The organism is Blautia faecicola (assembly GCF_004123145.1).
Classification (GTDB): domain Bacteria; phylum Bacillota; class Clostridia; order Lachnospirales; family Lachnospiraceae; genus Oliverpabstia; species Oliverpabstia faecicola.
This window is the reverse complement of record NZ_SDKC01000001.1, coordinates 1,577,347-1,601,184: the sequence shown is the minus strand read 5'-3', so window position 1 is coordinate 1,601,184 and position 23,838 is coordinate 1,577,347. Positions and strand designations below refer to the sequence as shown.

Here is a 23,838-nt window from a genome sequence, read left to right as displayed (position 1 = left end):
ATTTTGACATATAAAAAGGACACCTGACAAAATATGCCAGTGTCCCTACTATATTTTTTAAAATCACACATCTATATAGTATAAAAGTTATCGAAATCTCTTCCGTTTTCACATCTTTTCCATATATGATATGGAAACAGTGGTAACCGGCTGACCTGGTCAAATTTTCTGACTTTAGCCCCTTCTGGCTTTGCGTCCCTGCCTTTCAACAGGTTTGCCTTTAAAATAATCTCTTTCTTCAAAAGAAGATACCACGCGGTTTTCCGCACGTCAATAATTTTTTTAAAAATCTACATATATTTTACTTCTGTTTTTGAACTTCTCTTTATAAAAGATCTAAATCGATGAATCCTAAAAACCTAACATTTTTTCATATGAAGCTCATTCATCATTTATAGTGCTATTCTCTCCATTAACTAAACATAACCTATTGTTCGATAATAAATTTTAGATCCAAAAAGAGGCTTCACACCACGAACCAACTCGCAATGCAAAGCCTCATTACTCACCCATTATATACCTTCCATACTATTTATCAGTATCCGCAGTGCTGGATTTTCGTTCACAATTCTCATTGCTTTCACCTGGAGTTCACGATATTCTGAGTGATTCTTTTTCAAATACTTAATCACCCATTTCTCCACTGATTCCCATAATCTACTTTGCTCCCATATGATATCCTATTTTTTTCGCATATTGCATTTCTCCCTTCTGAAGTTCTCTTTTCAGTTACATGACTATACCAGAAGTCAGAGAAATAGCAATTCATCAGATGTACCGAAAATGCGTGGAGGAGATTGGGGATAGTAGACAATATGGGGAAATCGGGATAAAAGAAAAGCCATGGTTCGTGCCATGACCTTTTAATTCATATTTGCTGTCTTATTCAGCAGAAATACCTGCCAGTTTTACATTTACGTTATAATATCCTACAGAACGTGAAAAATAGGTATACGGATTTGAGAAGTTGCAACCACTACACACAATATTCACACAAAATTCTCTTTATGTTTTCAATTTTTATAGGCTTTGCCAAGTGAGCATTCATTCCTGCTACCAGACACTTTTCTTTATCTTCTCTGAATGCATTTGCTGTCATGGCAATAATCGGGATCGTCTCAGCATCTGGATGTTTCAGTGACCGGATTGTTTTTGTCGCAGTAATCCCATCCATTACAGGCATCATGGTATCCATCAGAATTGCGTCAAAATAACCTTCCGGTTTCTCCTGGAACATTCTGACCGCCTGCAATCCATCTCTTGCAACTGTCAGATTTGCACCTTCATCAGACAACAGCGTTTCTGCAATTTCTGCATTCAGTTCATTATCCTCCACCAGCAATAAGTTTAATCCGCTGATATCCATCTGTGCCGCTGTTTTCTTTACTGTATCTGGTGCGGAAGCAAGTTTAAACGGAATCCTGAGGATAAAGGTTGAGCCAATGCCTTCTTTGCTTTTAACTTCAATAGTTCCACCCATCTTTTCAATCAGACCTTTTACAATCGCCATTCCCAGTCCAATTCCCTGCTGTGTACTTCTTGCATCCTCTCTTTCCTGCGAAAACGGCTCAAATATATGCTCCTGGTATTCCCTGCTCATACCAATGCCAGTATCAGTTATGGTCCACTCATATGTCGTAATTCCGTCAACAGCTTCTGTATAATCTGACACCGTTATTATCTTGCCGCCAATTCGGTTATACTTAATACAATTTCCATAAATATTAAGAAATATCTGTCTTAAATGCACCGGACTTCCATAAATAAAAGGATATCGAAGCCCTTCTTTTTTTTGAACAGAACTGCATCTGGATTCCTCTGTCTTTTGCCCGCTGTTCTATGATAGTCAGAACGTCCTGGCTTAATTCCTCAAAATTGATGATTTCCTGCGTCAGAGGTACATTTCCATCTTCAATCTTGCTCATCTGAAGGATATCGTTAATAAGAGACAATAGATAATCTGCAGCTACCTGCATTTTTCTGAAATTTTCCAGGACCAATTCCCTGTCATCAAAATGTTTCTCAGCAATCTTCATCAATCCGATAATTCCATTCAGCGGGGTTCTCATATCGTGAGACATCCTGGAGAGAAAATCAGACTTGCTTTTATTTGCTTTCTTTTCACTTTCCAAGGCAATTGATTTGTGCATGAAGTCATTTTTATCCAGCATGAGATTCCAATGTTCAATGGTTCCGTCTTCCTTTATTACTTTCTGTCCGCGATCTTCGATGTATTTGTATGTACCATCCTTACAGCGTATCCGGTAAATAGTAGCATAATGATCGGAATGAGTATATTGATTTAATGCATCTGCAAGTCCGACCTTCACGTCATCTGGATGAGCAAGGCCGATAATATTACCGCCAGAAGCGTCCAACAGTTCCTTTGGTGTTGCGTAACCGAGCATATTTGCAAATTGTTCTGAAACATATTTGAAAGAGTATTCCGGGTCATCATTACTGATTTTGACGCCGCCGGGGATGGATACGGTAAACAACTCCAACTGACTTTGCAGTTTCTTTGTCAATTCCTCGATCATAGCCGTATGCTTTTTCTCTTCTTCCAGAAGCTTCGCATACTCTCTGTTTGATTTTTCCAGTGCCCGCTCTTTTTCCTCTAAGCGGTAATGTTCTGTACGGTCAAGAACATAATTAACTGCAATGACATCTCCAGTTTTCTCTTCACGGTACAGAGCCATGTGATCTTCTGCAAGCATGGGCTCAAAAGTAGCAGTCCTGGTCCAGTATCGGAACGATATATGACGTTCGCCATTTTCAAACCGATTTAATAATCGTTCTCTGTCAAACTCGTGCAGAAAATCTTTAAGACCTTCCTCAGGTATGGTCAATGCCCATGCATCTACCAGACTCTGTAAGCTTGAATTTTCCGGCAAACCTAATTGTTCATTCAGATTATATTTTTTTCCATTAACTACCTGATACATGGAACCACGTACAATACTCTTTGTGAGATTGATCACGCAGTATCCATCGGCAATAGCAAATACCGACTCTTCCAAAAAGCGATTATTAATAATATCCTGACTCATGTTTATTTGTCTCCCTGTAAATTCTCTGATACAGATTATATTCTTATCCAAATATATCCGTCAACTGTTTCTTTAATTGTTTTACCGCCACAAGGCCATCTCCTTCCTCACAGTATTTCTTTTAAATAATCCTCCCTCCGCCACAACCGGAGAGAGAATATATTCTATTCTGAATTAATTCTGATTGTCAGCTGTTGTAAACTTATGTGCCGGATGTTTTGCACAATATACAACAGGTACATCATCTACTGATTCTTCTTCTTTACACAGTTCACAACCTGCAATATTCTCTATCCGCATTTGATTGACATCTTTCCCATTATGTGATTTTGTCTCGAAGAATCCCAGACAATATAAACCTTCCTTACCCTCTATATTCACTGGTGTGAAATTATACTTTTCATGTGCATCTCCGGTCTCATTGACAAAACTTCCGCCATTTACTGGAATATCCCTTCCATCTTCGTTTCCCCGGTATTCTTTCATTCATGCTATATTGCAAAAAAGTATTCTCATATCATCAGCCCTCTTTTCCTTTTGAAAACGGACTCAAATCAATAAATAATTCCTTTAATCCGTTTGTATCTTTAAATTCCTTGAACAAATATTCCAGAAGTTCTTCCTGTCTTGCCTGACCTAATGTGAGCCGGTAAAGAGATAGAATCTTTATCAACCTTTCATAATTCACCTCGTCCTTGCTCATCGGGTACATTGGCACGAGTCTCTCTATCTTTACACTCTGATCTTTCCCAAAACACCAGAATGGTACAAGTTCTGATTGATCATCCTGCTTTTCTGCTTTTCCGCTTTTGCTGCTTCAAACATTTCTTTCCAAATGTCACGCTTGTTGTCCAATGTTTGGCATGCACTATCCCTTACCTTCCCGTTAATCCTGATTAAAGCAGAGCCCCTTTTCTCCCATTGTTTTTCTTACCAACAGTTCATAGATACTATGGGCTCCTCCGACTTCTCATACCACTTCCCAAGAAATTTCGCATGCGTGCTTATATCCTCAGTTACATACTTGTGGCTATATGATGGTATGAGATCTCTCCTGTTCCGTTATCAACTTTCATAACATTCCGCTCCCTCTACACCGAAGGGTTCTTCAATGCTATACCCCAGTATCCCCACATCTTCCATGGTCTTCGTCAGAAAGTCAGTGACTCGACTCCCTCTTGTCCCCTTACGGGGCTAACGTAACGATGCTACAGGATTCACTTTATGTTACGGACTGTTATTTTGCACCTGTTTCTCACAGGCATACCTCGCTTCAACACAATCAATCACCCAAAAGCATTGGAGGCTCGCTACAAGGCTCACTGGCGATTACCTTGACCAGACTTTCACTGGCAAGCTGATAACAGCTTGCAGAACACACGACTCTCACCCGTTAGAGCGCACCCATGGTGCGCAAATCAGGACCACCCGTCCATGGGTGGTTTGCTCTAGGGCTATAAGCCCTTGTTACTAGGCCAGCGTCTCAAGGCGCTGGCTTTCTCTTTCGGCTATGAGAATTCTGTTTACACAGCCTTCCCACAGCTCCGTTCAAGCCATATTGCTCTTGACATCATCATGATTTGGATGTGCAGATTCTCCCATATATTTAAGCCAACCAACGATTGGAATAGCTTCTCTTGACGGCGGAAAAATCTTTGTTTTTTTGATCTGCATATCTCTTACAAATTCATATCCAATCACAGATTCAACGCTGACCTCCCACGGAGATTCTTGAATTGTTTGCCCCACGCATTCCCCCCTTTCTAACGCTTTTTTTGTTTCTACTGGAATCGGTGTCAAAATGATCATTTCGACTCCCTCCTTTCTAAAGACTTATTAACGGTTACATTTATAGTATGTCGAATTTTTGAAAAATTGGATTTTTTCGGACAGACGTTTTTTCCGGATTTTAAAAAGATTTTTTGAGTATAATACAAAACCCCTAACGCCACTTAGAATGGCATTAAGGGTAAATGTTTTTCCTTCCTCATATACTTTTATTCAGAAAATACGTCGAATACTTCAGCCTTATACTATCATTTTTTAATTTGAAACACTCTAAAACCATAGATTTTTCAAATGATTTCAGCTTCGATTTTGACCCCAATTTTGACCCCAATTTTTCCACTCTGAAACGGTTTGAAACGGTTCAAAACAGCATTTTTTCTCTCCACCAGACAGCAAAAAACCCCGGAAATCAAGGATTTCCAGGGTTTTTTAAATATGGACCTGAGGGGAATCGAACCCCTGTCCGAAAGCCTATCCATTCAGGCATCTCCCATTACAGTCATTCTTTTGACATTCCCTCCGTCTGGCGCCGGATGACAGGCTTCAGACTTCAGTAGCTTCATAAATTCTTTTTTCTTCTCAAAGCTTTGAAGGAAAAGTGCCCCGCGGAGTTTGATGCCGGAATCTGGGTTGCGGGAGACTCAGAAACCGACAGCTGCCATTAGGCAGCGTACGCTAAATTTTCGTCTGCGTTTAAATTTAATTTCCAGGTTGATGACGCAGTCCCAGAACTGCGAATGGCTTCCCAAACTTCAAAACCCCCGTCGAAACCAGTACAAGCCCTCACATATAAAATCTTATGAGTAAACAGTTGTATGGTTCGCAGACAGTTTCTGTTTGTACTTGTTCTATTATATGTGACATAGAGAGCATTGTCAAGACCTGAACGATTTCTTCTGTAAATATCCCTGTATGGTCAGGACTTTTCACTTTTTCCGATCAACAACCACCAGGGAAAGCAAAGCCTCCTAACCATGCTATGATATCTGAAATCCATCATAATTGATACATTGCATCAGCACAATCTAAAATCATGCAATCCAATCTGTCAATTATTTCAATTTCTAAGCCATTTTCCTAATACAGATTCCGAACCTTGAAATCTCTCTCTGCCTCTCTTCTCTGATCCTTCTTGGCGATATCCTGTCTCTTGTCGTACAGTTTTTTACCTTTTGCCAGACCGATCTCCACTTTTACCAGGCTCCGGTTAAAATATACTTTCAAAGGTACCAGCGTGTAACCTTTCTCTGCGATCTTGCCTTTCATTTTACGGATCTCGCTTTTATGCAACAGCAGTTTTTTCACACGCAGCGGATCCCGGTTGAAAATATTTCCTTTTTCGTAAGGGCTGATGTGCATCCCGTAGATGTACACTTCCTCATTTTCGATTCTCACAAACGATTCCTTGATACTGCATTTTCCCATACGCAGCGATTTTACTTCTGTTCCATGGAGTGCAATACCGGCCTCGTAAGTCTCTTCAATAAAATAATCATGATACGCCTTTTTATTGTTCGCGATCAGACGGCTTCCCTTTTCCTTTGCCATTTCTTAATCCTCCCAATCCATGTATTTATTAAAACAGCTGTTTTCTTCTTTTAAAATGAAATCAATACTCTTCGTGGACAGATCTACCTGTGATACTTTTACCGTCACTTTCTGTCCCAGACGGTACGTGTGTCCGGTCTTTTCGCCCACCAGACAGTATGTTTCCTCATCAAAGTGATAGTAATCATCCATCAGTGTACTGATATGCACCAGACCTTCCACCGTATTCGGCAGTTCCACATACAGCCCCCAACCGGTGACTCCGGAAATAATACCCTCATAGTTCTGTCCCAGTCTGGTTTCCATGTATTCTGCCTTTTTCAGTTTTATGGTTTCCCGTTCTACCTCTTCGGCTCTGCGTTCCAGCGCACTGGTTTTATCTGCCACATCCCCGAGAATCTGTGCATAATACATCTTTTTCTCCTGATTCATCCGACCGCGGATCGTTTCTTTGATGATCCGGTGAATCTGAAGATCAGGATATCTTCGGATCGGTGAAGTAAAATGACAGTAATGCTTTGCTGCCAGTCCGAAATGTCCGCTGCAGCCTGTCGTATATCTTGCCTGTTTCATTGAACGAAGTAACAGACGGCTGATCAGTGGCTCGGTAGGTTCTCCTTCGATCTCATTCAGAATCTCCTGGACTTCTAATGGTGTAATTTCTTCGTGTGACTTGTGTACCGGAATATCCTGATTACGGATAAAGGTCAGTACTTTTTCCATCTTATCACTGTCCGGATTCTCATGGGTACGGTATAAAAATGGAATCTCTCGCTCACAGTATTCTTTTGCCACCGTTTCATTGGCAAGAAGCATAAAATCCTCAATGATCTTTGTCGCTACATTCTGCTCATACGCTTTGATCTCCACCGGTCTTCCCATCTCATCCAGATACACTTTACTCTCCGGAAAATCAAAATCAATGGAGCCGCGGTTGCTTCTCTTTTTCCGAAGGATCGCAGACAGATCTTTCATATGATGAAACAGCGGCACAAAATCCTGATATTCTCTTCGAAGATCTGCATCGCCTTCCAGGATCTTCTTCACTGCCGTATAAGTCATCCGGCGATCGACACAGATGACGGTCTCTGCAATCTTATGACTGACCACATTTCCCTGCGCGTCAATATCCATCAGACAGCTGAGTGCCAGTCGGTCTTCCCCCTGATTCAGGGAACAGATCCCGTTGGATAGACGTTTCGGAAGCATCGGAATCACACGGTCTACCAGATACACGCTGGTTCCACGGCGCAGCGCTTCCCGGTCGAGGGCACTTCCGCCCTGCACATAATTGGTGACATCTGCGATATGCACACCAAGATGATAGATATTTCCATCTTTTGTCAGAGAAATTCCATCATCCAGATCTTTTGCATCTTCTCCGTCAATGGTAACAACCGTCCAGTTTCTCAGATCCATACGTCCCTGAAAATCCCCTTCGATCACATGATCCGGCACGCGATCCGCCTGGTTTGCCACTTTTACCGGAAAATCCATCGGAAGTTCATACGCTCTCGCAATAGAAAGTACGTCGATGCCCGGTGCGCCCTGTGCTCCCAGCACTTCCTGCACTCTTCCCTCCGGATTCTTATTCTTTCCGCCGTAGGAAGTAATCTTTGCCACAACTTTATCGCCATCGTTCGCTCCCAGCGTGTGTTCTCTCGGAATAAAAATATCCTGTTGGATTTTCTGATTATCCGGAATCACAAATCCATAATTTTTGCTTTTTTCAAATGTACCGACCACTTCCGTGATTCCATGTCCAAGGATCTGGACAATGGTTCCCTCCCGGCGCTGACCGGTTCGTTCTTCTTTTACTTTCACCTGTACCCGGTCTTTATGGAAAGCACCCATGGTATCGTCCTGCGGAATATACAGATCTTCTTCCTGATCTTCCAGTTCCACAAAGCCAAATCCTTTCGGATGAGCAATAAACGTTCCCTCTAACAGTTCCTGTGCAGATAGATTTGCCGCAGCACTTTTCCGTACTTTCTCGTATTTTCCTTTTTTACAGGTAATTTTTCCTTCTACCTCCAGTTCATCCAGAACCTGAAAAAGTTCGGATCGTTTTCCTTTCGGAATCTGCAGCAACATCGCAATATCTTTTGCGCGCATCGGCTGATATTCCTTATTAGATACGAAATCCAGAAGCAGTTTTTTTCTGTTTTTTAACTTTTTATTATTTGTTCTCATGTTCTTTTCCCTTTATGTGCAAAAACACCCTTGCAAAGAGTTGCAAGAGTGTTCTTTTTCACGCCAATTAAAAATTCATATTTAATACGATTGCCAGTACCATAAACAGAATAGCCATGATCTTTGTAGCCAGTACCAAATGACCTTCCATGGAACGACCTTTATTCTGTCCCCAGTAAGAATCTGCCATACCGGAAATAGCTCCCAGACCTTTCTGTTTTCCTTCCTGCATCAGGACAACTACTGTCAAACCTATACAATCGATTACAAAAATAACCGTCAATACAATCCGTAAAATGTTCACAATTACACCTCCTATGGTCAACCTCATTTATTTTACCATAGGGGATTCTTAATTTCAACCTTTTCCTGCAATTTGTACGAATTTCTTTATTTTTGCTTATTTATCTGTTCGATTTGCCGGTTGGATGGCAAAAAGGATTCTCATACACCGCCGTTTTACCCAGATAATCCTCGATACGCAACAGCTGGTTATATTTTGCATTGCGGTCTGACCTGCACGGCGCACCGGTCTTGATCTGTCCGCTGCCACAGGCTACCGCAAGATCTGCGATAAAAGAATCTTCTGTCTCTCCGGAACGATGGGAAATAATCGCACGGTATCCGAAACGGTACGCCATCTCTACCGCTTCGAGAGCTTCTGTCAGGGTTCCGATCTGATTCACCTTTACAAGGATCGCATTGGCAGCATCCAGGCGGATGCCACAGTTCAGCCGCTTTTTATTGGTCACAAAGAGATCGTCTCCCACCAGCTGTACCCGGTTTCCAAGCCTCCGGGTCATCTCCGTCCAGCCTTCCCAGTCCTCTTCTTCCAGACCATCTTCAATCGAAACAATCGGGAAGCGATCCAGCAGGTTTTCATAATATGCAATCATCTCTGTGGATGTCCGCACAACCTCATTTCCCTGCATCCGGCTCTCCCCGGGAAAATAGTACCCTTCCCGGTCCTCATCATACAGTTCACTTGCCGCCGCATCAATGGCAAATACCACATCGCTTCCCGGTGTGTATCCTGCGTCTTCAATCGCTTCTGTCAGAAATTCCAGCACCTGTTCCGCGCTTTCCAGATCCGGCGCGAAACCGCCCTCATCACCGACCGCGGTAGACAGCCCCTTGTGTTTTAAAAGGATCTTCAAGCGCTGATAGATCTCCGCTCCCATGCGTACTGCCTCCCGAAAGCTTTCCGCTCCCACCGGCATGATCATGAACTCCTGAAGATCTACCGTATTGTCCGCGTGGCGCCCCCCGTTCAGAATGTTCATCATCGGAACCGGCATCCGCACCGCATGCACGCCCCCGAGATACTGATACAATGGCAGACGCAGCGCTTTCGCCGCAGCACGGGCTACTGCAAGGGACACGCCAAGTGTCGCATTTGCTCCCAGGCTGCTTTTATTGTCGGTTCCGTCTTCCTGGATCAGCAGTTGGTCAATATAGGACTGATTCAGCGCATTTTCTCCTACGATCTGTTCTGCCAGACGGACATTGACATTTCGTACCGCCTGTTCCACACCAAGACCATCGAAGCGTTCTTCTCCGTCCCGCAGTTCCACAGCCTCATATTTGCCGGTAGATGCTCCCGACGGCACAATGGCTCTTCCTGTATATCCATCCACTCCCATGATTCCTTCTCCTACCGTCACTTCCACTTCCACCGTAGGATTGGATCTGGAATCGAGGACTTCTCTTGCGTAGATTCTTCGAATCGGTAGATATCGATACATCACATATTCCTCCTGTTTCTGTCATCTGCTGCTCTTTTTCAGTATGTCCGAAGCAGAGAAAAATATGTGTGTTTCATTTCTTATTTATGTAAAAAATATATTCTATTGTCATTTCATAACACTTATGTTATACTTTTCCATATTAATTATTGGAAATTGATTTCCGGCAGGAGTGGTTCTGTGAATACCTTACATAAGTCGAAAAGAAATATCGCATTAGTGATCATGTTTTTCATGCTTGGAATGTGTTTTGCTCCATATCAGACACATTCTTCTTTGTATGCTTCCATTTCAGCCGATTCTGCCACTTTCTATTCCGGATCGGATACCATATCTGCCAATAATACGACTCCCTGCACCAGGGAAATGCTACAGGAGCGCGTTTATACTCTTTGTGAACAGTACCTTTCGCGCAATACCAATGCACGAAACAGTATAAACAGGCTTGCATATACTCCAGGTCTTTATTTTGTTCCCCGCCTTTCACAAAATTATTATTTTATTTCTTTCATTATTCTGTTCTGTCCCGTATTACCGGGCAAAAAAATCATCAGTTATCTTCATAAATCGGACGGTAAAAAACGACTCTGATTCTCATTTTCTGTATCCCATTATTATTACTGTAATGGGCTGTTTTTGATGCAAAAAACGAGTGTATTTCAGGCTCTGCCTGATGAACGGCAGACAGCCTGAGGAAATGGAGAACGAAATGGGTCAGAATATTTTTGTAGGAATTTTATGTGTATTAGCTCTGGGTGCCTGTGTATGGGCATGGTGGATCAGTCGTGGAGACTCTTCCGAAAATAACAATCATTCCAACGAAAGTGAGGACAGAAAAAATGAGAAAAACTAAATTGATCTGTACCATAGGTCCGGCATGTGAAGACGAGCAGATACTTGAAGAAATGTGCCTGGCAGGAATGAATGTAGCGCGTTTAAATTTTTCACATGGCACTCATGAAGAACACGGAAAGAAAATCGAACTTATTAAAAAAGTCCGGGAGAAACTGAATCTTCCTATACCAATTATGTTGGATACCAAAGGACCTGAGTATCGTATCCGTACTTTCCGGAACGGAAAAGTATTTCTTCATGATGGAGATGATTTTACATTTACCACAGAAGACATTATTGGAGATGAACATATTGTTTCCGTGAACTTTAAGCAGCTGATGGAAAATTTGGAGATTGGAGATACCATTCTTGTAAATAATGGGCTGGTTATTTTCAAAGTTGTTGGTCTCAGTTCTTCCCGTGCAAAATGCAAAGTTATTGTTGGTGGTGAACTGTCCAACTCTAAAAGCATGAATTTTCCAAACCGGGTAATGAAACACGAATTTTTGAGCGAGCAGGACAAAGAAGATCTTCTGTTCGGAATTGAAAACCAGGTTGATTTTGTTGCTGCTTCCTTCGTCTCCTGCAAGCAGGATATGCTGGATATGCGGATCTTTTTAGATTCCAATAATGGAAAGGATATCGACATTATAGCTAAAATAGAGAATCGCTCCGGTGTAAACAATATTGACGAGATTTGTGAAGTAGCAGATGGAATTATGATTGCCAGGGGCGATCTGGGAGTGGAAATTCCAGCCAGGGAAGTGCCCAGCATTCAAAAATATCTTATACAGAAGTGCCGTATGCTTGGCAAACGTGTTATCACTGCAACTGAGATGCTTGAATCTATGATTTATAATCCAAGACCAACACGAGCAGAACTATCAGACGTTGCCAATGCTGTTTATGATGAAACTTCAGCTGTAATGCTGTCCGGTGAAACAGCCTCCGGAAAATATCCGGTTGCCGCTGTTAAAAATATGGTAGAAACCATTGCTTTCACTGAAAGCAGTATATCTTATGAGAACCGTTTTAAAAAAGCTGAGTTTGCAATCACCAATAATCTGGATGCCGTTTCCCATTCTACCTGTGCTATGGCTACTGATTTAAAGGCAAAATTTATCATTGTAAACAGCCTGTCAGGACACACCGCTAGGATGGTCAGCAGATTCCGTTGCCCGGTAGATATCCTTGGTATGACATACTCTGAAAGAGGCTGGCGCAAACTTAATTTAAGTTGGGGTGTAACCCCGATCCTGTGTGGCAGATTCGACTCCATGGAGGCCATGTTCCAGCATGATCTTGCAAAAGTCCGGGAAATATTTTCACTGGAAAAAGGTGACAACCTTGTCCTTACCGGAGGTGCAATAAACGGAAGCACCGGCAATACAAACATTCTGAAAGTTGAGCAGATTTAAACACACATCTGTAAACGAAAAAAATGCAGGAGATAAAGCACATTGTGTCTTTATTTCCTGCATTTTTATTTACGTGAGCAACGAGCCAAAGTCCGTGCTTGCACGAGACTTTGGCGACTGCCGCGATAACTATAAGAAACTCGCAGAGCGTGTTTCTCATAGTTATTCATGTTTGAAAAATCAAACTTCCTTGAATCTTACTTTTTGATCAGCAGAGATTTTCCTGTCATTTCAACAGGCTGTTCCATACCCATCAGTTCGATCAGGGTTGGGATGATGTCTGCCAGGCATCCGTTCTCACGCAGTGTGTAAGAAGGATCTGTATTTACCAGGATGAACGGAACCGGGTTGGTGGTATGAGCGGTGAATGGTTCGCCTGTCTCATAGTCTATCAGCTGTTCGCAGTTTCCGTGGTCTGCGCAAATGAACATCTGTCCGTCTACTTCTTTCAGAGCGTCAACTGCGCGTCCTACGCACTCGTCAACAACTTCTACTGCTTTGATTGCTGCTGCTTCCACACCGGTATGTCCAACCATATCCGGGTTAGCGAAGTTGATGATAATCACATCATATTTGTCGGATTTGATCGCATCTACCAGTTTGTCACACACTTCGTATGCACTCATCTCCGGTTTCAGATCGTAGGTTGCTACCTTCGGGGATTTAACCAGGATTCTGTCTTCGCCCTTGTTCGGCTCTTCCACACCACCGTTGAAGAAGAAGGTAACGTGTGCATATTTTTCTGTCTCAGCGATACGAGCCTGTGTCATGTTATGAGCTGCCAGGTACTCGCCGAATGTGTTTTTGATCTCCTGTTTTACGAATGCTACCAGTTTGTTTCCGATAGTTTCATCGTAATCGGTGAAGCATACAAAAGTTACATCCAGTTTTTTCTCACGTGCGAAACCTTTGAAATCATCATCGCAGAATGCTCTTGTGATCTCACGTGCACGGTCAGGACGGAAGTTGAAGAATACAACAGAATCTTTATCTTGAACGGTTGCAACCGGTTTGCCGTCTTTTTCGATAACGGTCGGCAGAACGAATTCATCGGTCTTTTCTGCATCGTAGGAGGCCTGTACAGCTTCTGCTGCGTCTGTTCCTTTTACGCCTTCGCCTTTTGTCATGGCTTTGAATGCCAGTTCTACACGATCCCAGCGGTTATCACGATCCATTGCATAGTAACGTCCTGCAACGGTTGCGATCTCGCCAACACCAATTTCTTTCATCTTAGTCTGCAGCTCTTCTACATAACCTTTTCCGGATGCCGGCGGAGTGTCACGGCCATCCAGGAAGCAGTGTACATATACTTTTTCCAGACCTTCTCTTTTTGCCAGTTCCAGCAGACCATACAGATGTGTATTGTGGCTGTGTACACCACCATCAGATAACAAACCCATAAAATGCAGTGCAGAGTTGTTCTCTTTTGCATTCTTTACAGCTGCCAGCAACGCTTCGTTCTTGAAGAAATCGCCGTCCTGGATCTCTTTGGTGATTCTTGTCAGTTCCTGATATACGATACGACCTGCACCCATATTCAGATGTCCAACTTCTGAGTTACCCATCTGTCCTTCCGGAAGACCTACTGCCATGCCGCTTGCGTTACCTTTTACAAACGGGCACTGAGACATCAGCTGATCCATAACCGGTGTTTTTCCTTCACAAACTGCGTTTGCTTCGCACTTGTCGTTTAATCCATAACCATCTAAAATCATTAAAACGGTAGGTTTTTTACTCATGTTTTCCTCCTCTTGCTGTACAGAACTATTCTGTACGACTGTTTACTCACATCGTATACGGTTTTCACGTAATACGTGAAAATCGCACTACAGATATTTTAACAGAAATACGGATTTTTTCAAGGGTTATCAGAGAAACAACATATGAAATAAAAAATCTTCCGGGAACAGATTCGGATATTCGTTTCTGTCCCCGGAAGATCTATATCACTTTATTATGTTCTGATAAAATGATTCCGCGCTTACATATATTTTCTCATAGCTGCTTCTACCACATGTCCTACCAAAACAGATGTGGTAACACTTCCAACACCGCCCGGTACCGGAGTGATTGCATCTACGATCGGCTCTACAGCTGCGTAATCCACGTCACCGCAGAGTTTTCCTTCTGCATTTACATTGATACCTACATCGATGATGGTCTGACCCGGTTTTACATAGTCAGCGCCAACAACGCCTGCACGACCTGCTGCTACGATGATGATATCTGCTTCTTTTGCTACAGACGGCATGTCAACAGTTTTTGTATGGCATACGGTAACAGTTGCATTTTTCTTGATCAGCATCATCGCTGCCGGTTTTCCTACTACCAGGCTGCGGCCGATCACAACTGCTTTTTTACCTGTGCAGTCGATTCCGTAATGATCCAGGATCTCCATACAAGCCTGCGGAGTACATGGAGGGAATCCAACCTGTTTTCCGGTAAATACGCCGGACATGGAACCGTCTGTCATACAGTCCACATCTTTTGCAGGATCCAGAGCGTTTTCGATCACAGACTGATCCAGATGTTTTGGCAGCGGACGGAATAACAGTACGCCGTGAATGCTGTCATCTTTGTTTACTTTATCGATGGTAGCCAGAAGTTCTTCCTGGGATACATCTTCCGGAAGCAGGAATTTTACACACTCTACACCCAGAGTCTCGCAACGTTTGGTTGCTCCTCTTTCGTAAGAGATATCACTTCCGTTTTCACCTACACGGATAATACCCAGTGTCGGGTTGATGCCTTTTTCTTTTAAAGCTGCAACGTTTGCTTTGATTTTTTCATTCAGAGCTGCGGTTACTTCTTTTCCTAATAACTGTTTTGCCATTTCTGTTTATCCTCCCTATTTCAGTCTGCCTAATACGCTTTCAAAAACTTCGTCTGCAATCTTGGTATATTTTTCCAGCATTGCGTCACATTTTGCATTCAGTTCCTCTGCGTATTCTCTGTTTTTCATGGATTTGGTATTGATGTATACGTTCAGGCTGGCACCCTGTAAAGCTGCTTTGCAGAATGCTGCGCCTACACCGGCATCGCTGATTGCCAGTGTGGAGCCTTTTGCTGCAAATTCCACGATGATCTCGATCGCTTCACAGCATTTTTCCATGATTTCCATCGGTACAGAGCAGGCATCTTTCAGGACGATTTCCATAACTCTGGCTTTCTCTGCTTTTTCCTCTTCGGTCTCTCTCGGCATTCCGTATGCTTTGGAGAGTGGTTCGAAAACTTCCGCATCACGTTCGATCAGATGCAGCAGTTCTTTCTGAAGTTCATCAGCTTTTTTCTTCAGCTCCCACATCTCCTCTTCTACATCCGCATATTTTTTCTTACCTACGGTAAGGCTTCCTACCATGTTGCCCAGAGCGGTTCCGATTGCTCCAACCAGAGCAGATGCGCCGCCGCCACCCGGAACCGGTGCTTTGGAAGCCAATACTTCTACAAATTCATTGCATGGTACAGTTGAAAATCCCATTGCTTCTTTCCTCCGCTTATTTTTTATACAGCTGCCCGGCTAACCGGGCAGCCATATGGATTATTCGTGACTATTCAGTAGGAAATATTCCGCGAGGTGTTTTGGCATGAACATACCAAAATCCCGAGACATACAAGCCAAAATGTTATCACCGAAGGTGATTTTAAATACATTTTGGCTCGTAACTGTGAAGGTACTGAACAGTTACGATGATTCTTAGAACAGACCAGTAATTTTTCCTGTCTCATCTACATCGATCTTCTCAGCAGCCGGTACTTTCGGCAGTCCAGGCATGGTCATGATCTCACCGGTCAGGGCTACGATAAAGCCTGCACCTGCGGAAACTTTCAGGTTTCTTACGGTTACTTCAAAGTCTGTCGGTGCACCTAGTTTGGTCTGGTCATCGGTCAGGCTGTACTGTGTCTTAGCCACACAGATTGGGCAGTTGCCGAATCCAAGAGCCTCTAACTGTTTTGCCTGTTTCTGAGCGTTGGCTGTCAGAACGACACGTTTTCCACCGTATACTTTCTGTACGATCTGGTTCAGTTTGTCTTCGATAGAACCTTCCAGTTCGTAAGCGTATGTGAAGTCGTTTGGTTCCTCTACCAGACGGATCACTTCTTCAGCCAGTTTCAGACCGCCTTCGCCGCCTTTTGCCCATACTTCAGACAGAGCTACGTTTACGCCCAGTTCTTTACATTTTTCTTCTACCAGATCCAGTTCTGCTTTGGTATCGGTCGGGAATGCATTGATGGCAACTACACATGGCAGTTTGTATACATTCTTGATGTTGCTTACGTGTTTTAACAAGTTCGGCATACCTTTTTCCAGAGCTTCCAGGTTTTCTGCATTCAGCTCAGCTTTCGGAACGCCGCCGTTATATTTCAGGGCACGTACGGTTGCTACGATAACAACTGCAGACGGTTTCAGTCCTGCCATACGGCACTTGATATCCAGGAATTTCTCAGCGCCCAGATCTGCACCGAATCCGGCTTCTGTGATTGCATAGTCAGCCAGTTTCAGAGCCATCTTGGTTGCGGTTACGGAGTTACATCCGTGTGCGATGTTGGCGAATGGTCCGCCGTGTACGATTGCCGGTACATGTTCCAGTGTCTGTACCAGGTTCGGTTTCAGAGCATCTTTTAACAGGGCGGTCATTGCACCTTCTGCATGCAGATCGTGTGCGGTTACCGGTTTCTGTTCTGCCACTTTACCGTATGTATATCCAATGATGATACGTCCCAGACGTTCTTTCAGGTCGTTGATATCGCTTGCCAGACACAGAACTGCCATGATCTCACTTGCTACGGTGATATCGTAGCCGTCTTCTCTCGGCATACCATTGGTCTTTCCGCCGAGTCCGTCTACGACATTACGAAGCTGACGGTCGTTCATATCTACACAACGTTTCCAGGTGATCTTTCTCGGGTCAATGTTCAGAGCATTTCCCTGGAAGATGTGGTTGTCGATCATGGCTGCCAGCAGGTTGTTAGCTGCGCCGATGGCATGGAAGTCACCGGTAAAGTGCAGGTTAATATCTTCCATCGGAACTACCTGTGCGTATCCGCCGCCGGCTGCTCCACCTTTTACACCGAAGACCGGTCCTAAGGATGGTTCTCTTAAAGCTACCATAACTTTCTTGCCCATTTTCTGCAGGGCATCTGCCAAACCTACAGTTGTTGTTGTTTTTCCTTCACCTGCCGGTGTCGGGTTGATGGCAGTCATCAGGATCAGTTTTCCGTCCGGAGCATCAGACTCTCTTAACAGATTGTAGTCGATTTTTGCTTTGTATTTTCCATACTGCTCCAGATATTTGTCATCGATACCTGCTTTCGCTGCGATCTCGGTGATCGGTTTCATTTCGCATTCCTGTGCGATTTCAATGTCTGTTTTGTATCCCATATCATTTACCTCCTTTTATACTTCTCTGGTTTTCTGAGACGCAAAGATCTGATTCACATACGGGGTCAGTGCACTCTGATATAAGAGGGAAACCAGAATTGTATTTGCAATTGTAAGCGCAATCGTCTGAAGCGTTCTCGTTGCATACAGTACACTCCATGGTGTTGCGTAATATACATGAAGACCAAGTACTGTAAATCCAAGGGAACCTATGATTCCGTTTACAATCAGCATCACTGCTATTTTCCAGGTATTTATTCTATCCCGGAACACGTACTTTTTGAACACTGCCGGCAGTACACCGGAAAGTACAGAAGATACCAGGATCAGTGGATTCGGTGCATATCCCTGGATCAGGCACCCAAGCAGATCTCCCAGACCACCGCAGATTCCCCCTACCAGCGGTCCAAACCAGAGACTTGCCAGATAAATCGGTGTTGCACTTATCGTAATTCGGATGGTTGGACCGATATTGATCGCCAGCACCCGGCTTAACACCAGATTCATTGCCACTAAAACAGCTGCAAAAACGATAGTTCTACCATTCAGTTTTTTCATTGTATTTTCCTTTCTCAGGTATAGCAGTATACTACACCAAAGGCAGATAACACAGAAACTGAATCTATCTTTAATGCAGTAGCGGACGCAACATTACATCGTGGAAATATTTCGCGGTTTCCTTCGTCAACAGGCAACTTCCCATCCTGAAGCACTTTACGCGCAATGTTTACTCTACTATCCTTGCTCATTTGCATTCTCCTACTGTCGGGAATGAAAGTCATTCCCCGTTTCACATTTTTTTACAAATAAATCAGTAAATTATAATTCAGTTATGCCAGTGCTTTTATCATAGTGATCGATACATCGCCCACTACAGCCATATCCTCTGCCTGAAAAGCAATGGGAAAATTGTCAGAGAATAAAATCTGAGATGACGGAGGAAATTCGTCATCTCCTGCCCATAAAATCATCTGTACACGGAAACCATCGATCACTTCGAACTCATAAGCGATATCTCCGTGTTCCAGAGGTGTTGCGCCGATCTTTTCCATTGCAGATCGGAACGCTTCCTGTTTGTTGCCAAACCCATAAGCAAGACGCATCAAGCATCTGCCCTGAAACTGTTTCAGATATACCGTTCCCCACGGCGTCTCCCGGTAAGTCAGATATTTTCCGGTCGACGGAGCAGCGTGTCCTTCCACCAGGTAACGAAGTACCAGAATCCGGGCATTGATCGCGTTTTCCAGCGGATAATATCCTACCGTACTCTCCGGATCGTGTCTTACTACATAATCCGGAAAGTGAACCTGATAGGCAACACCTAACAGATGAAGGGTAAAGGTTTGTGATTGTTGGTCGTAAGAAATTCCTGTTCTCGCACTGATTTCTTCCGGATCTGCTTTCTGAAGCAACTCCATGTAGTGCTCGTAAGGGATTCTCTCCTTACTGTCTTTGTCGTACTGCAATTCCATGTTTGTTCTCTCCTGCATGTCAATCTTTACTGCTGAGAAACGGACGGGAACATACTGGTATCCGTATGTGGAATAAAGCATGCCGCAACAAATTCATCCATATAAGTCGGTACGGTACTCAGTTCCAGATAAGTCATATTGGATGCAACCTGGTATGTCATACGCTCTGCTTCTTTGGACAGGAGCATCGTATAAGCGCCTGACAACGAAGAGTTACCAATGTAATGGAATTTTTCCAGCGGGATATCCGGGAACATTCCGATATTGACCGCATTCTTCATATTGATACCACTTCCGATACCACCGGCTACATACACTTCTTCGATCATCGATACATCAAATTCCAGAGAATTCAGCATGGTGCGAATAGCTGAGAAAATCGCACCTTTGGCACGAATAAAGTTGTCGATATCCACTTCTGTGATCTCAACATCTTTCTCTGCACCTGCATCCTTCTGGAATGCCAGAACATAACTTCCCATACCATATTTGTCTCTGCGAATTCTTTCACCTTCCCGCACGAATTTTCCTTTCGGATTGATGATTCCTGCGGAGAACAGTTCACTGATCACATCGATAATTCCGGAACCACACAGACCGATTGGTTTCTGTCCCGGATCTCCTACCACCGTAAAGGTTGGTTCCATGGTTTCTTTGTCGATGGTACATGCCTCGATCGCACCGTCTGTCGCGCGCATACCACAGCTGATATCACCACCCTCAAAGGCAGGACCTGCGGAACATGCACAGCTCATCATAAAATCAGAGTTACCAAATACCAGCTCACCATTGGTTCCAAGGTCGATAAACAGAGAAAATTCCGGTTTATTCCACAGCATGCTGACCAGTGTACCGGCAGTGATATCTCCGCCCACATAACTTCCGATATTCGGAGCGATAATGATATGAGCATCCGGATTCACGGTCAGACCAAGATCTGATGCATACAGAGAATTTGTTTTATAGAATGTCGGTATATACGGTTCCATACGGACCGGATCTGCATTTACACCTGCAAACAAATGGTTCATCGTTGTATTTCCGGCAACGCACATACGGTAGATCTGTTTATTCGGGAATTTTGCCGCACGACACATCTGCTGGATCAGCGGATTGATCGTCTCATCAATAACTGCTTTCTGCAGACGGCGTCTTCCGCCAGGTTTTGCAGATTCAATGATACGGTTGATAACATCTGCTCCATAACGGATCTGACCGTTTCCTGAGGATGCTTTTCCAAGAATATCTCCGGTTACCATATCAATCAGCAATGCGGATACGGTTGTAGTACCGATATCGATAGCAAGACCACCGATGATCACTTTTGCATCTTTCGGGAAAATATCATAGACGAAAATATTGCCTTTGCTTCCTGTTCTTCCAATGACACACCGAACAGAAAAATTGGTTTCCCGCAGCACATCTGCCATCTTGCAGATTACCGTATATGGAAGAATCACATGTTCTACCTGCATCTGTTTTTTCAGTGCACGCATCAGACGTTCATTGTCCGGCATGGTATCTTCCAGAGACGGGGCATCCATTGTAACATCTACCACTTCCATATCATTTTTCAGAACAATTCCCGCCGCCTCTACATCTGCTTTGGCATTGTCAAAAATAGCTACTTCTTCCGGGGAACTTAAATCCGCAACCTTCATTCTACTGCGGTAAGCAGATGCAATATCCGGTACTTCTACTTCGATATCGCCTTCCACTTTACTCGCACAGGACAATCTCCATCCCTCTGCATATTCTTCCTCTGTAATATGTCTGGTTCTTGGCGAATTCAGAGTTCCTTTTAACAGTTTTACGCGGCATTTTCCGCAGGAACCGTTACCGGAACAAGGGGCATCAATTGCTACATTCGTTTTTCTCGCAACTTCCAGAAGATTCTCCTCGGCTGCTGCAAAACCATCTACGGCTTCACCGTTTTCAAAACGAAAAGTTACTTTAAACATGATTTAAGCCTCTCTTTTTTTCGAATTTGTGAAAGGAGGCTGTCACCTCAGCCAGAAAAGGCTAGTGGCGACGGCCTCATTATCAGCAGTATTATAAATATTTTTCTGTAATAGAATGTGTCAAGACACATTCTCGCGCCAGTGGCGGTCGCTTGCGACATCTACTTTGTACGCCGCTGTGCGCATCTTACAGTTCCAGATAAGAATCTGCGTACAGAGTATTTCCTTTGAATACGTCACAGGATTTGATGGTTTCCATCAGACGCAGATCGTTAGGGTTAACGATTGCGGATGTCAGACCATTCATCATAGCCATAGCAACCAGTGCAGAGTCCATGATCGGACGGATATTCTTCGGCATACCGTTGGAGTTATTGGACAGACCACCTGTGGAGTTCAGACCCATGTCGGAGATCATTTTGATGAATTCCAGGACTTCCATCTGTTTGTCCTGCATTCCTTTTACTACCAGGAACAGAGGATCGAACCACATATCTGTTTCTGCCATACCATGTTCCAGACCTCTTTCCAGAAGCATTGTCAGATAACCCATACGTTCGTCGTTGTCTGCAGCGATTCCTTCACCGTTACACAGAGCGATAACAATGGCATCATTTGCTGCTGCCAGGTCGATGTTCTCGATTCTTCCAGCTGCATCTGCAGAGTTTACGATTGGTTTTCCTTTAGAACGGTTGTATACAGAGATACCAGCTTCGATAGCTGCTTTGTTAGAAGTATCCAGTGCCAGCGGAACATTATCGAATTCGCTCTGCAGTAACTGTACTGCCCATTTCATCAGATCTTCGCCGTATCCATCAGCAGGTCCGATGTTTACATCCAGATATACAGCACCAGCATCCAGCTGCTGTTTTGCTCTTTTCAGGATCGGTTCAGGATCTCTTTCCATAAATGCTTTGTTTACTGCCGGAGCTGTGGTGGAAAGTCTCTCACCAATTGTTACAAATTTTGCCATAGTGTGTGTCTCCTTTAATTATATTTATTTGCCGGAATCCCCACAGGGAGGATTCCGGTCTTTCTTCACTTTCCGGTATTCCCGAAATCTTAGATTTCTCCTGCTTCTTTCATATCTTTCAGGAATTTAACCAGCTGTACTGCTTCCAGAGGAGCTACGATAATCTCCCATCCAGGAAGTTTTGCTTCCAGGTCACCTTTCAGAACGGCAACTTTACCCGGAATAACAAGTTTTCTGCATGATACTTTACTTTCAATGTTTTCTTTGATGAAAGTAGAGATAGATGTACCGGAGAACTTACCTGCTGCCCAGGATGTCAGTACGGAAAGTCCACCTGCATCGTTGATGATCAGGTTTACAGGTACGCCTGATCTTTCCAGCTCGCCGGATACGATGAAATATGTAAGAGCAAAGTCTACAGTTGTCAGACACAGAGAATTCTCATCTGCACCATTCAGTGGATACAGACCCGGTTCAACTTTCATTGGTTTCTGAGGATCGGTAAATACGTTCTGACGCAGACCGAACAGCGGCAGAGCTTCTGCATATCCCAGTTCATCAACAACTACGATAGAACCGTATTTCATGGTGAACAGAGAAACCAGTGCTTCCTGCATGTATTTGTCTTTTACTGCCAGTTTGGATGTATTTACGATTGTCGGGTAACCGAAAGTTCTGTCCTGATCTTTCAGTGCTGCGCGACGAATCTGTACAGCGTTTGCATAAGCTTCTTTGATGGAAGCGCCTGTTGCATCGATTACCAGGTTTTTGTTTCCTGCTTTTTCCAGAGCTGCAACAGTGTCATAGATTTCATCCAGATTTGCACCGCTTACACCTAAAACAACGTCTGCTTCTTTTGCAAGAGCGTTCATTGCTTCATAGTTGGAAGCGTTTGCACCATTCAGAATCGGTTTTCCAGCTTTTGCGATTTCCAGAGCTGCTTTTGCAACTTCAACGTCATCACAACCCAGTACCAGAGTTTTTCCGGTAGCAACAGCTTTTTTCACCAGTTCCAGATATTTGTCTGCACCAGCTTCAGCGCCATAGTTGACATAGATCATCTCAACACGCATGCGCTCGCCGATACGTTCATAATCTACTGCCGGGATAGCTGCGATCTTAGCATCAATAGTAGCATCGTCCATGCAGCTGCACAGAGATACTGCGTATCTTGTTTTGTTTACGTAGGTTTTCTCATGTCTGTACAGAACGGTTTCTCCACCCAGTGTATACTCTCCTTCGCCTGTTCCGACTTTGATCGTCTTCATTGGCGGTGCAGTAGCCTCAGACAGCGCTTCCAGAGCTTCCGCAGAAACGTGTGGACACTGTTCGATTTTCAGTGCGCCCTGTGCTACTTTCATAGAGAATGCCATACAAGTAGGGCATCCACATTCTTTACAGTTTTTCTTTGGTAACATTTTAAAAATCTGAATACCTGATAATGCCATAGTTTTTATCCTCCTGTTCTATCGCTTA

Annotated in this window: 20 protein-coding genes, 1 other RNA gene and 2 riboswitches; of the genes, 2 read left to right on the top strand and 19 right to left on the bottom strand. The window is 43.7% G+C overall.

Features of this window, described 5'->3' with window-relative positions:
* Window positions 1-138 precede the first annotated feature (138 nt).
* Window positions 139-229, bottom strand: a riboswitch (cyclic di-GMP riboswitch).
* A 747-nt stretch (window positions 230-976) separates the two neighbouring features.
* From ETP43_RS17585 to eno, 10 genes are all read right to left on the bottom strand, one after another.
* Window positions 977-1,750 (bottom strand): ATP-binding protein, encoded by a 774-nt coding sequence (locus tag ETP43_RS17585; RefSeq protein ID WP_243114218.1) that lies wholly within the window; start codon window positions 1,748-1,750, stop codon window positions 977-979.
* Window positions 1,725-3,050 carry a sensor histidine kinase gene (locus ETP43_RS07130; RefSeq protein WP_243114217.1) on the bottom strand — a complete coding sequence of 442 codons (1,326 nt, stop codon included), beginning with the start codon at window positions 3,048-3,050 and terminating at the stop codon, window positions 1,725-1,727. Before ETP43_RS07130 ends, ETP43_RS17585 begins: the two co-directional genes overlap by 26 nt.
* 174 nt (window positions 3,051-3,224) lie before the next feature.
* Window positions 3,225-3,536, bottom strand: coding sequence for a hypothetical protein (locus ETP43_RS07125; RefSeq protein ID WP_129257528.1), 312 nt, complete (start codon window positions 3,534-3,536; stop codon window positions 3,225-3,227).
* A 34-nt stretch (window positions 3,537-3,570) separates the two neighbouring features.
* The gene (locus ETP43_RS17580; RefSeq protein ID WP_243114216.1) at window positions 3,571-3,762 is read right to left on the bottom strand and encodes a hypothetical protein; all 192 of its coding nucleotides are present in this window, start codon (window positions 3,760-3,762) and stop codon (window positions 3,571-3,573) included.
* Window positions 3,763-4,598: 836 nt separating this feature from the next.
* Window positions 4,599-4,859 carry a hypothetical protein gene (locus ETP43_RS07115; RefSeq protein WP_129257527.1) on the bottom strand — a complete coding sequence of 87 codons (261 nt, stop codon included), beginning with the start codon at window positions 4,857-4,859 and terminating at the stop codon, window positions 4,599-4,601.
* 412 nt (window positions 4,860-5,271) lie between these two features.
* Window positions 5,272-5,621: a transfer-messenger RNA gene (gene ssrA / locus ETP43_RS07110) on the bottom strand.
* Window positions 5,622-5,915: 294 nt separating this feature from the next.
* Complete coding sequence (gene smpB / locus ETP43_RS07105; protein WP_022171797.1) at window positions 5,916-6,386, bottom strand: SsrA-binding protein SmpB; 471 nt, start codon at window positions 6,384-6,386, stop codon at window positions 5,916-5,918.
* Window positions 6,387-6,389: 3 nt separating this feature from the next.
* Entirely contained in the window at window positions 6,390-8,579 is a 2,190-nt protein-coding gene (gene rnr, locus ETP43_RS07100) for a ribonuclease R (RefSeq protein WP_129257526.1), read from the bottom strand.
* Between the two features lie 67 nt (window positions 8,580-8,646).
* The gene (gene secG / locus ETP43_RS07095) at window positions 8,647-8,883 is read right to left on the bottom strand and encodes a preprotein translocase subunit SecG (protein WP_022398428.1); all 237 of its coding nucleotides are present in this window, start codon (window positions 8,881-8,883) and stop codon (window positions 8,647-8,649) included.
* A gap of 100 nt (window positions 8,884-8,983) precedes the next feature.
* A complete protein-coding gene (gene eno / locus ETP43_RS07090; RefSeq protein ID WP_129257525.1) occupies window positions 8,984-10,324 on the bottom strand; it encodes a phosphopyruvate hydratase in 1,341 nt (446 codons plus the stop codon).
* A 673-nt stretch (window positions 10,325-10,997) separates the two neighbouring features.
* Here eno and ETP43_RS07085 point away from each other — a divergent pair.
* On the top strand, window positions 10,998-11,177 hold the full coding sequence (locus tag ETP43_RS07085) for a hypothetical protein (protein WP_129257524.1): 180 nt from the start codon (window positions 10,998-11,000) through the stop codon (window positions 11,175-11,177).
* Window positions 11,164-12,576, top strand: a complete 1,413-nt coding sequence (gene pyk, locus ETP43_RS07080; RefSeq protein ID WP_118316023.1) for a pyruvate kinase — start codon at window positions 11,164-11,166, stop codon at window positions 12,574-12,576. Before ETP43_RS07085 ends, pyk begins: the two co-directional genes overlap by 14 nt.
* 197 nt (window positions 12,577-12,773) lie before the next feature.
* Here the strand turns inward: pyk and gpmI are convergent, their stop codons facing one another.
* The 9 genes from gpmI to acsC all read right to left on the bottom strand — a co-directional run bounded on the left by gpmI (window position 12,774) and on the right by acsC (window position 23,810).
* Window positions 12,774-14,315 (bottom strand): 2,3-bisphosphoglycerate-independent phosphoglycerate mutase, encoded by a 1,542-nt coding sequence (gpmI, locus tag ETP43_RS07075; protein ID WP_129257523.1) that lies wholly within the window; start codon window positions 14,313-14,315, stop codon window positions 12,774-12,776.
* A 242-nt stretch (window positions 14,316-14,557) separates the two neighbouring features.
* Entirely contained in the window at window positions 14,558-15,409 is an 852-nt protein-coding gene (locus ETP43_RS07070; RefSeq protein ID WP_022171783.1) for a bifunctional 5,10-methylenetetrahydrofolate dehydrogenase/5,10-methenyltetrahydrofolate cyclohydrolase, read from the bottom strand.
* A gap of 15 nt (window positions 15,410-15,424) precedes the next feature.
* Entirely contained in the window at window positions 15,425-16,054 is a 630-nt protein-coding gene (locus ETP43_RS07065; RefSeq protein ID WP_022398433.1) for a cyclodeaminase/cyclohydrolase family protein, read from the bottom strand.
* Window positions 16,055-16,270: 216 nt separating this feature from the next.
* On the bottom strand, window positions 16,271-17,956 hold the full coding sequence (locus ETP43_RS07060) for a formate--tetrahydrofolate ligase (protein ID WP_118316020.1): 1,686 nt from the start codon (window positions 17,954-17,956) through the stop codon (window positions 16,271-16,273).
* A 15-nt stretch (window positions 17,957-17,971) separates the two neighbouring features.
* Window positions 17,972-18,514, bottom strand: a complete 543-nt coding sequence (locus ETP43_RS07055; protein ID WP_129257522.1) for a folate family ECF transporter S component — start codon at window positions 18,512-18,514, stop codon at window positions 17,972-17,974.
* A gap of 77 nt (window positions 18,515-18,591) precedes the next feature.
* Window positions 18,592-18,693, bottom strand: a riboswitch (THF riboswitch).
* A 93-nt stretch (window positions 18,694-18,786) separates the two neighbouring features.
* On the bottom strand, window positions 18,787-19,428 hold the full coding sequence (locus ETP43_RS07050) for a DUF3786 domain-containing protein (RefSeq protein WP_129257521.1): 642 nt from the start codon (window positions 19,426-19,428) through the stop codon (window positions 18,787-18,789).
* Window positions 19,429-19,454: 26 nt separating this feature from the next.
* Window positions 19,455-21,389: a corrinoid activation/regeneration protein AcsV gene (gene acsV, locus ETP43_RS07045; protein ID WP_129257520.1), complete on the bottom strand. Its 1,935-nt coding sequence runs from the start codon at window positions 21,387-21,389 to the stop codon at window positions 19,455-19,457.
* Between the two features lie 187 nt (window positions 21,390-21,576).
* Window positions 21,577-22,362, bottom strand: a complete 786-nt coding sequence (gene acsE, locus ETP43_RS07040; RefSeq protein ID WP_022398442.1) for a carbon monoxide dehydrogenase/acetyl-CoA synthase methytransferase subunit — start codon at window positions 22,360-22,362, stop codon at window positions 21,577-21,579.
* Window positions 22,363-22,451: 89 nt separating this feature from the next.
* A complete protein-coding gene (acsC, locus tag ETP43_RS07035; RefSeq protein WP_022398441.1) occupies window positions 22,452-23,810 on the bottom strand; it encodes an acetyl-CoA decarbonylase/synthase complex subunit gamma in 1,359 nt (452 codons plus the stop codon).
* Between the last annotated feature and the right edge of the window lie 28 nt (window positions 23,811-23,838).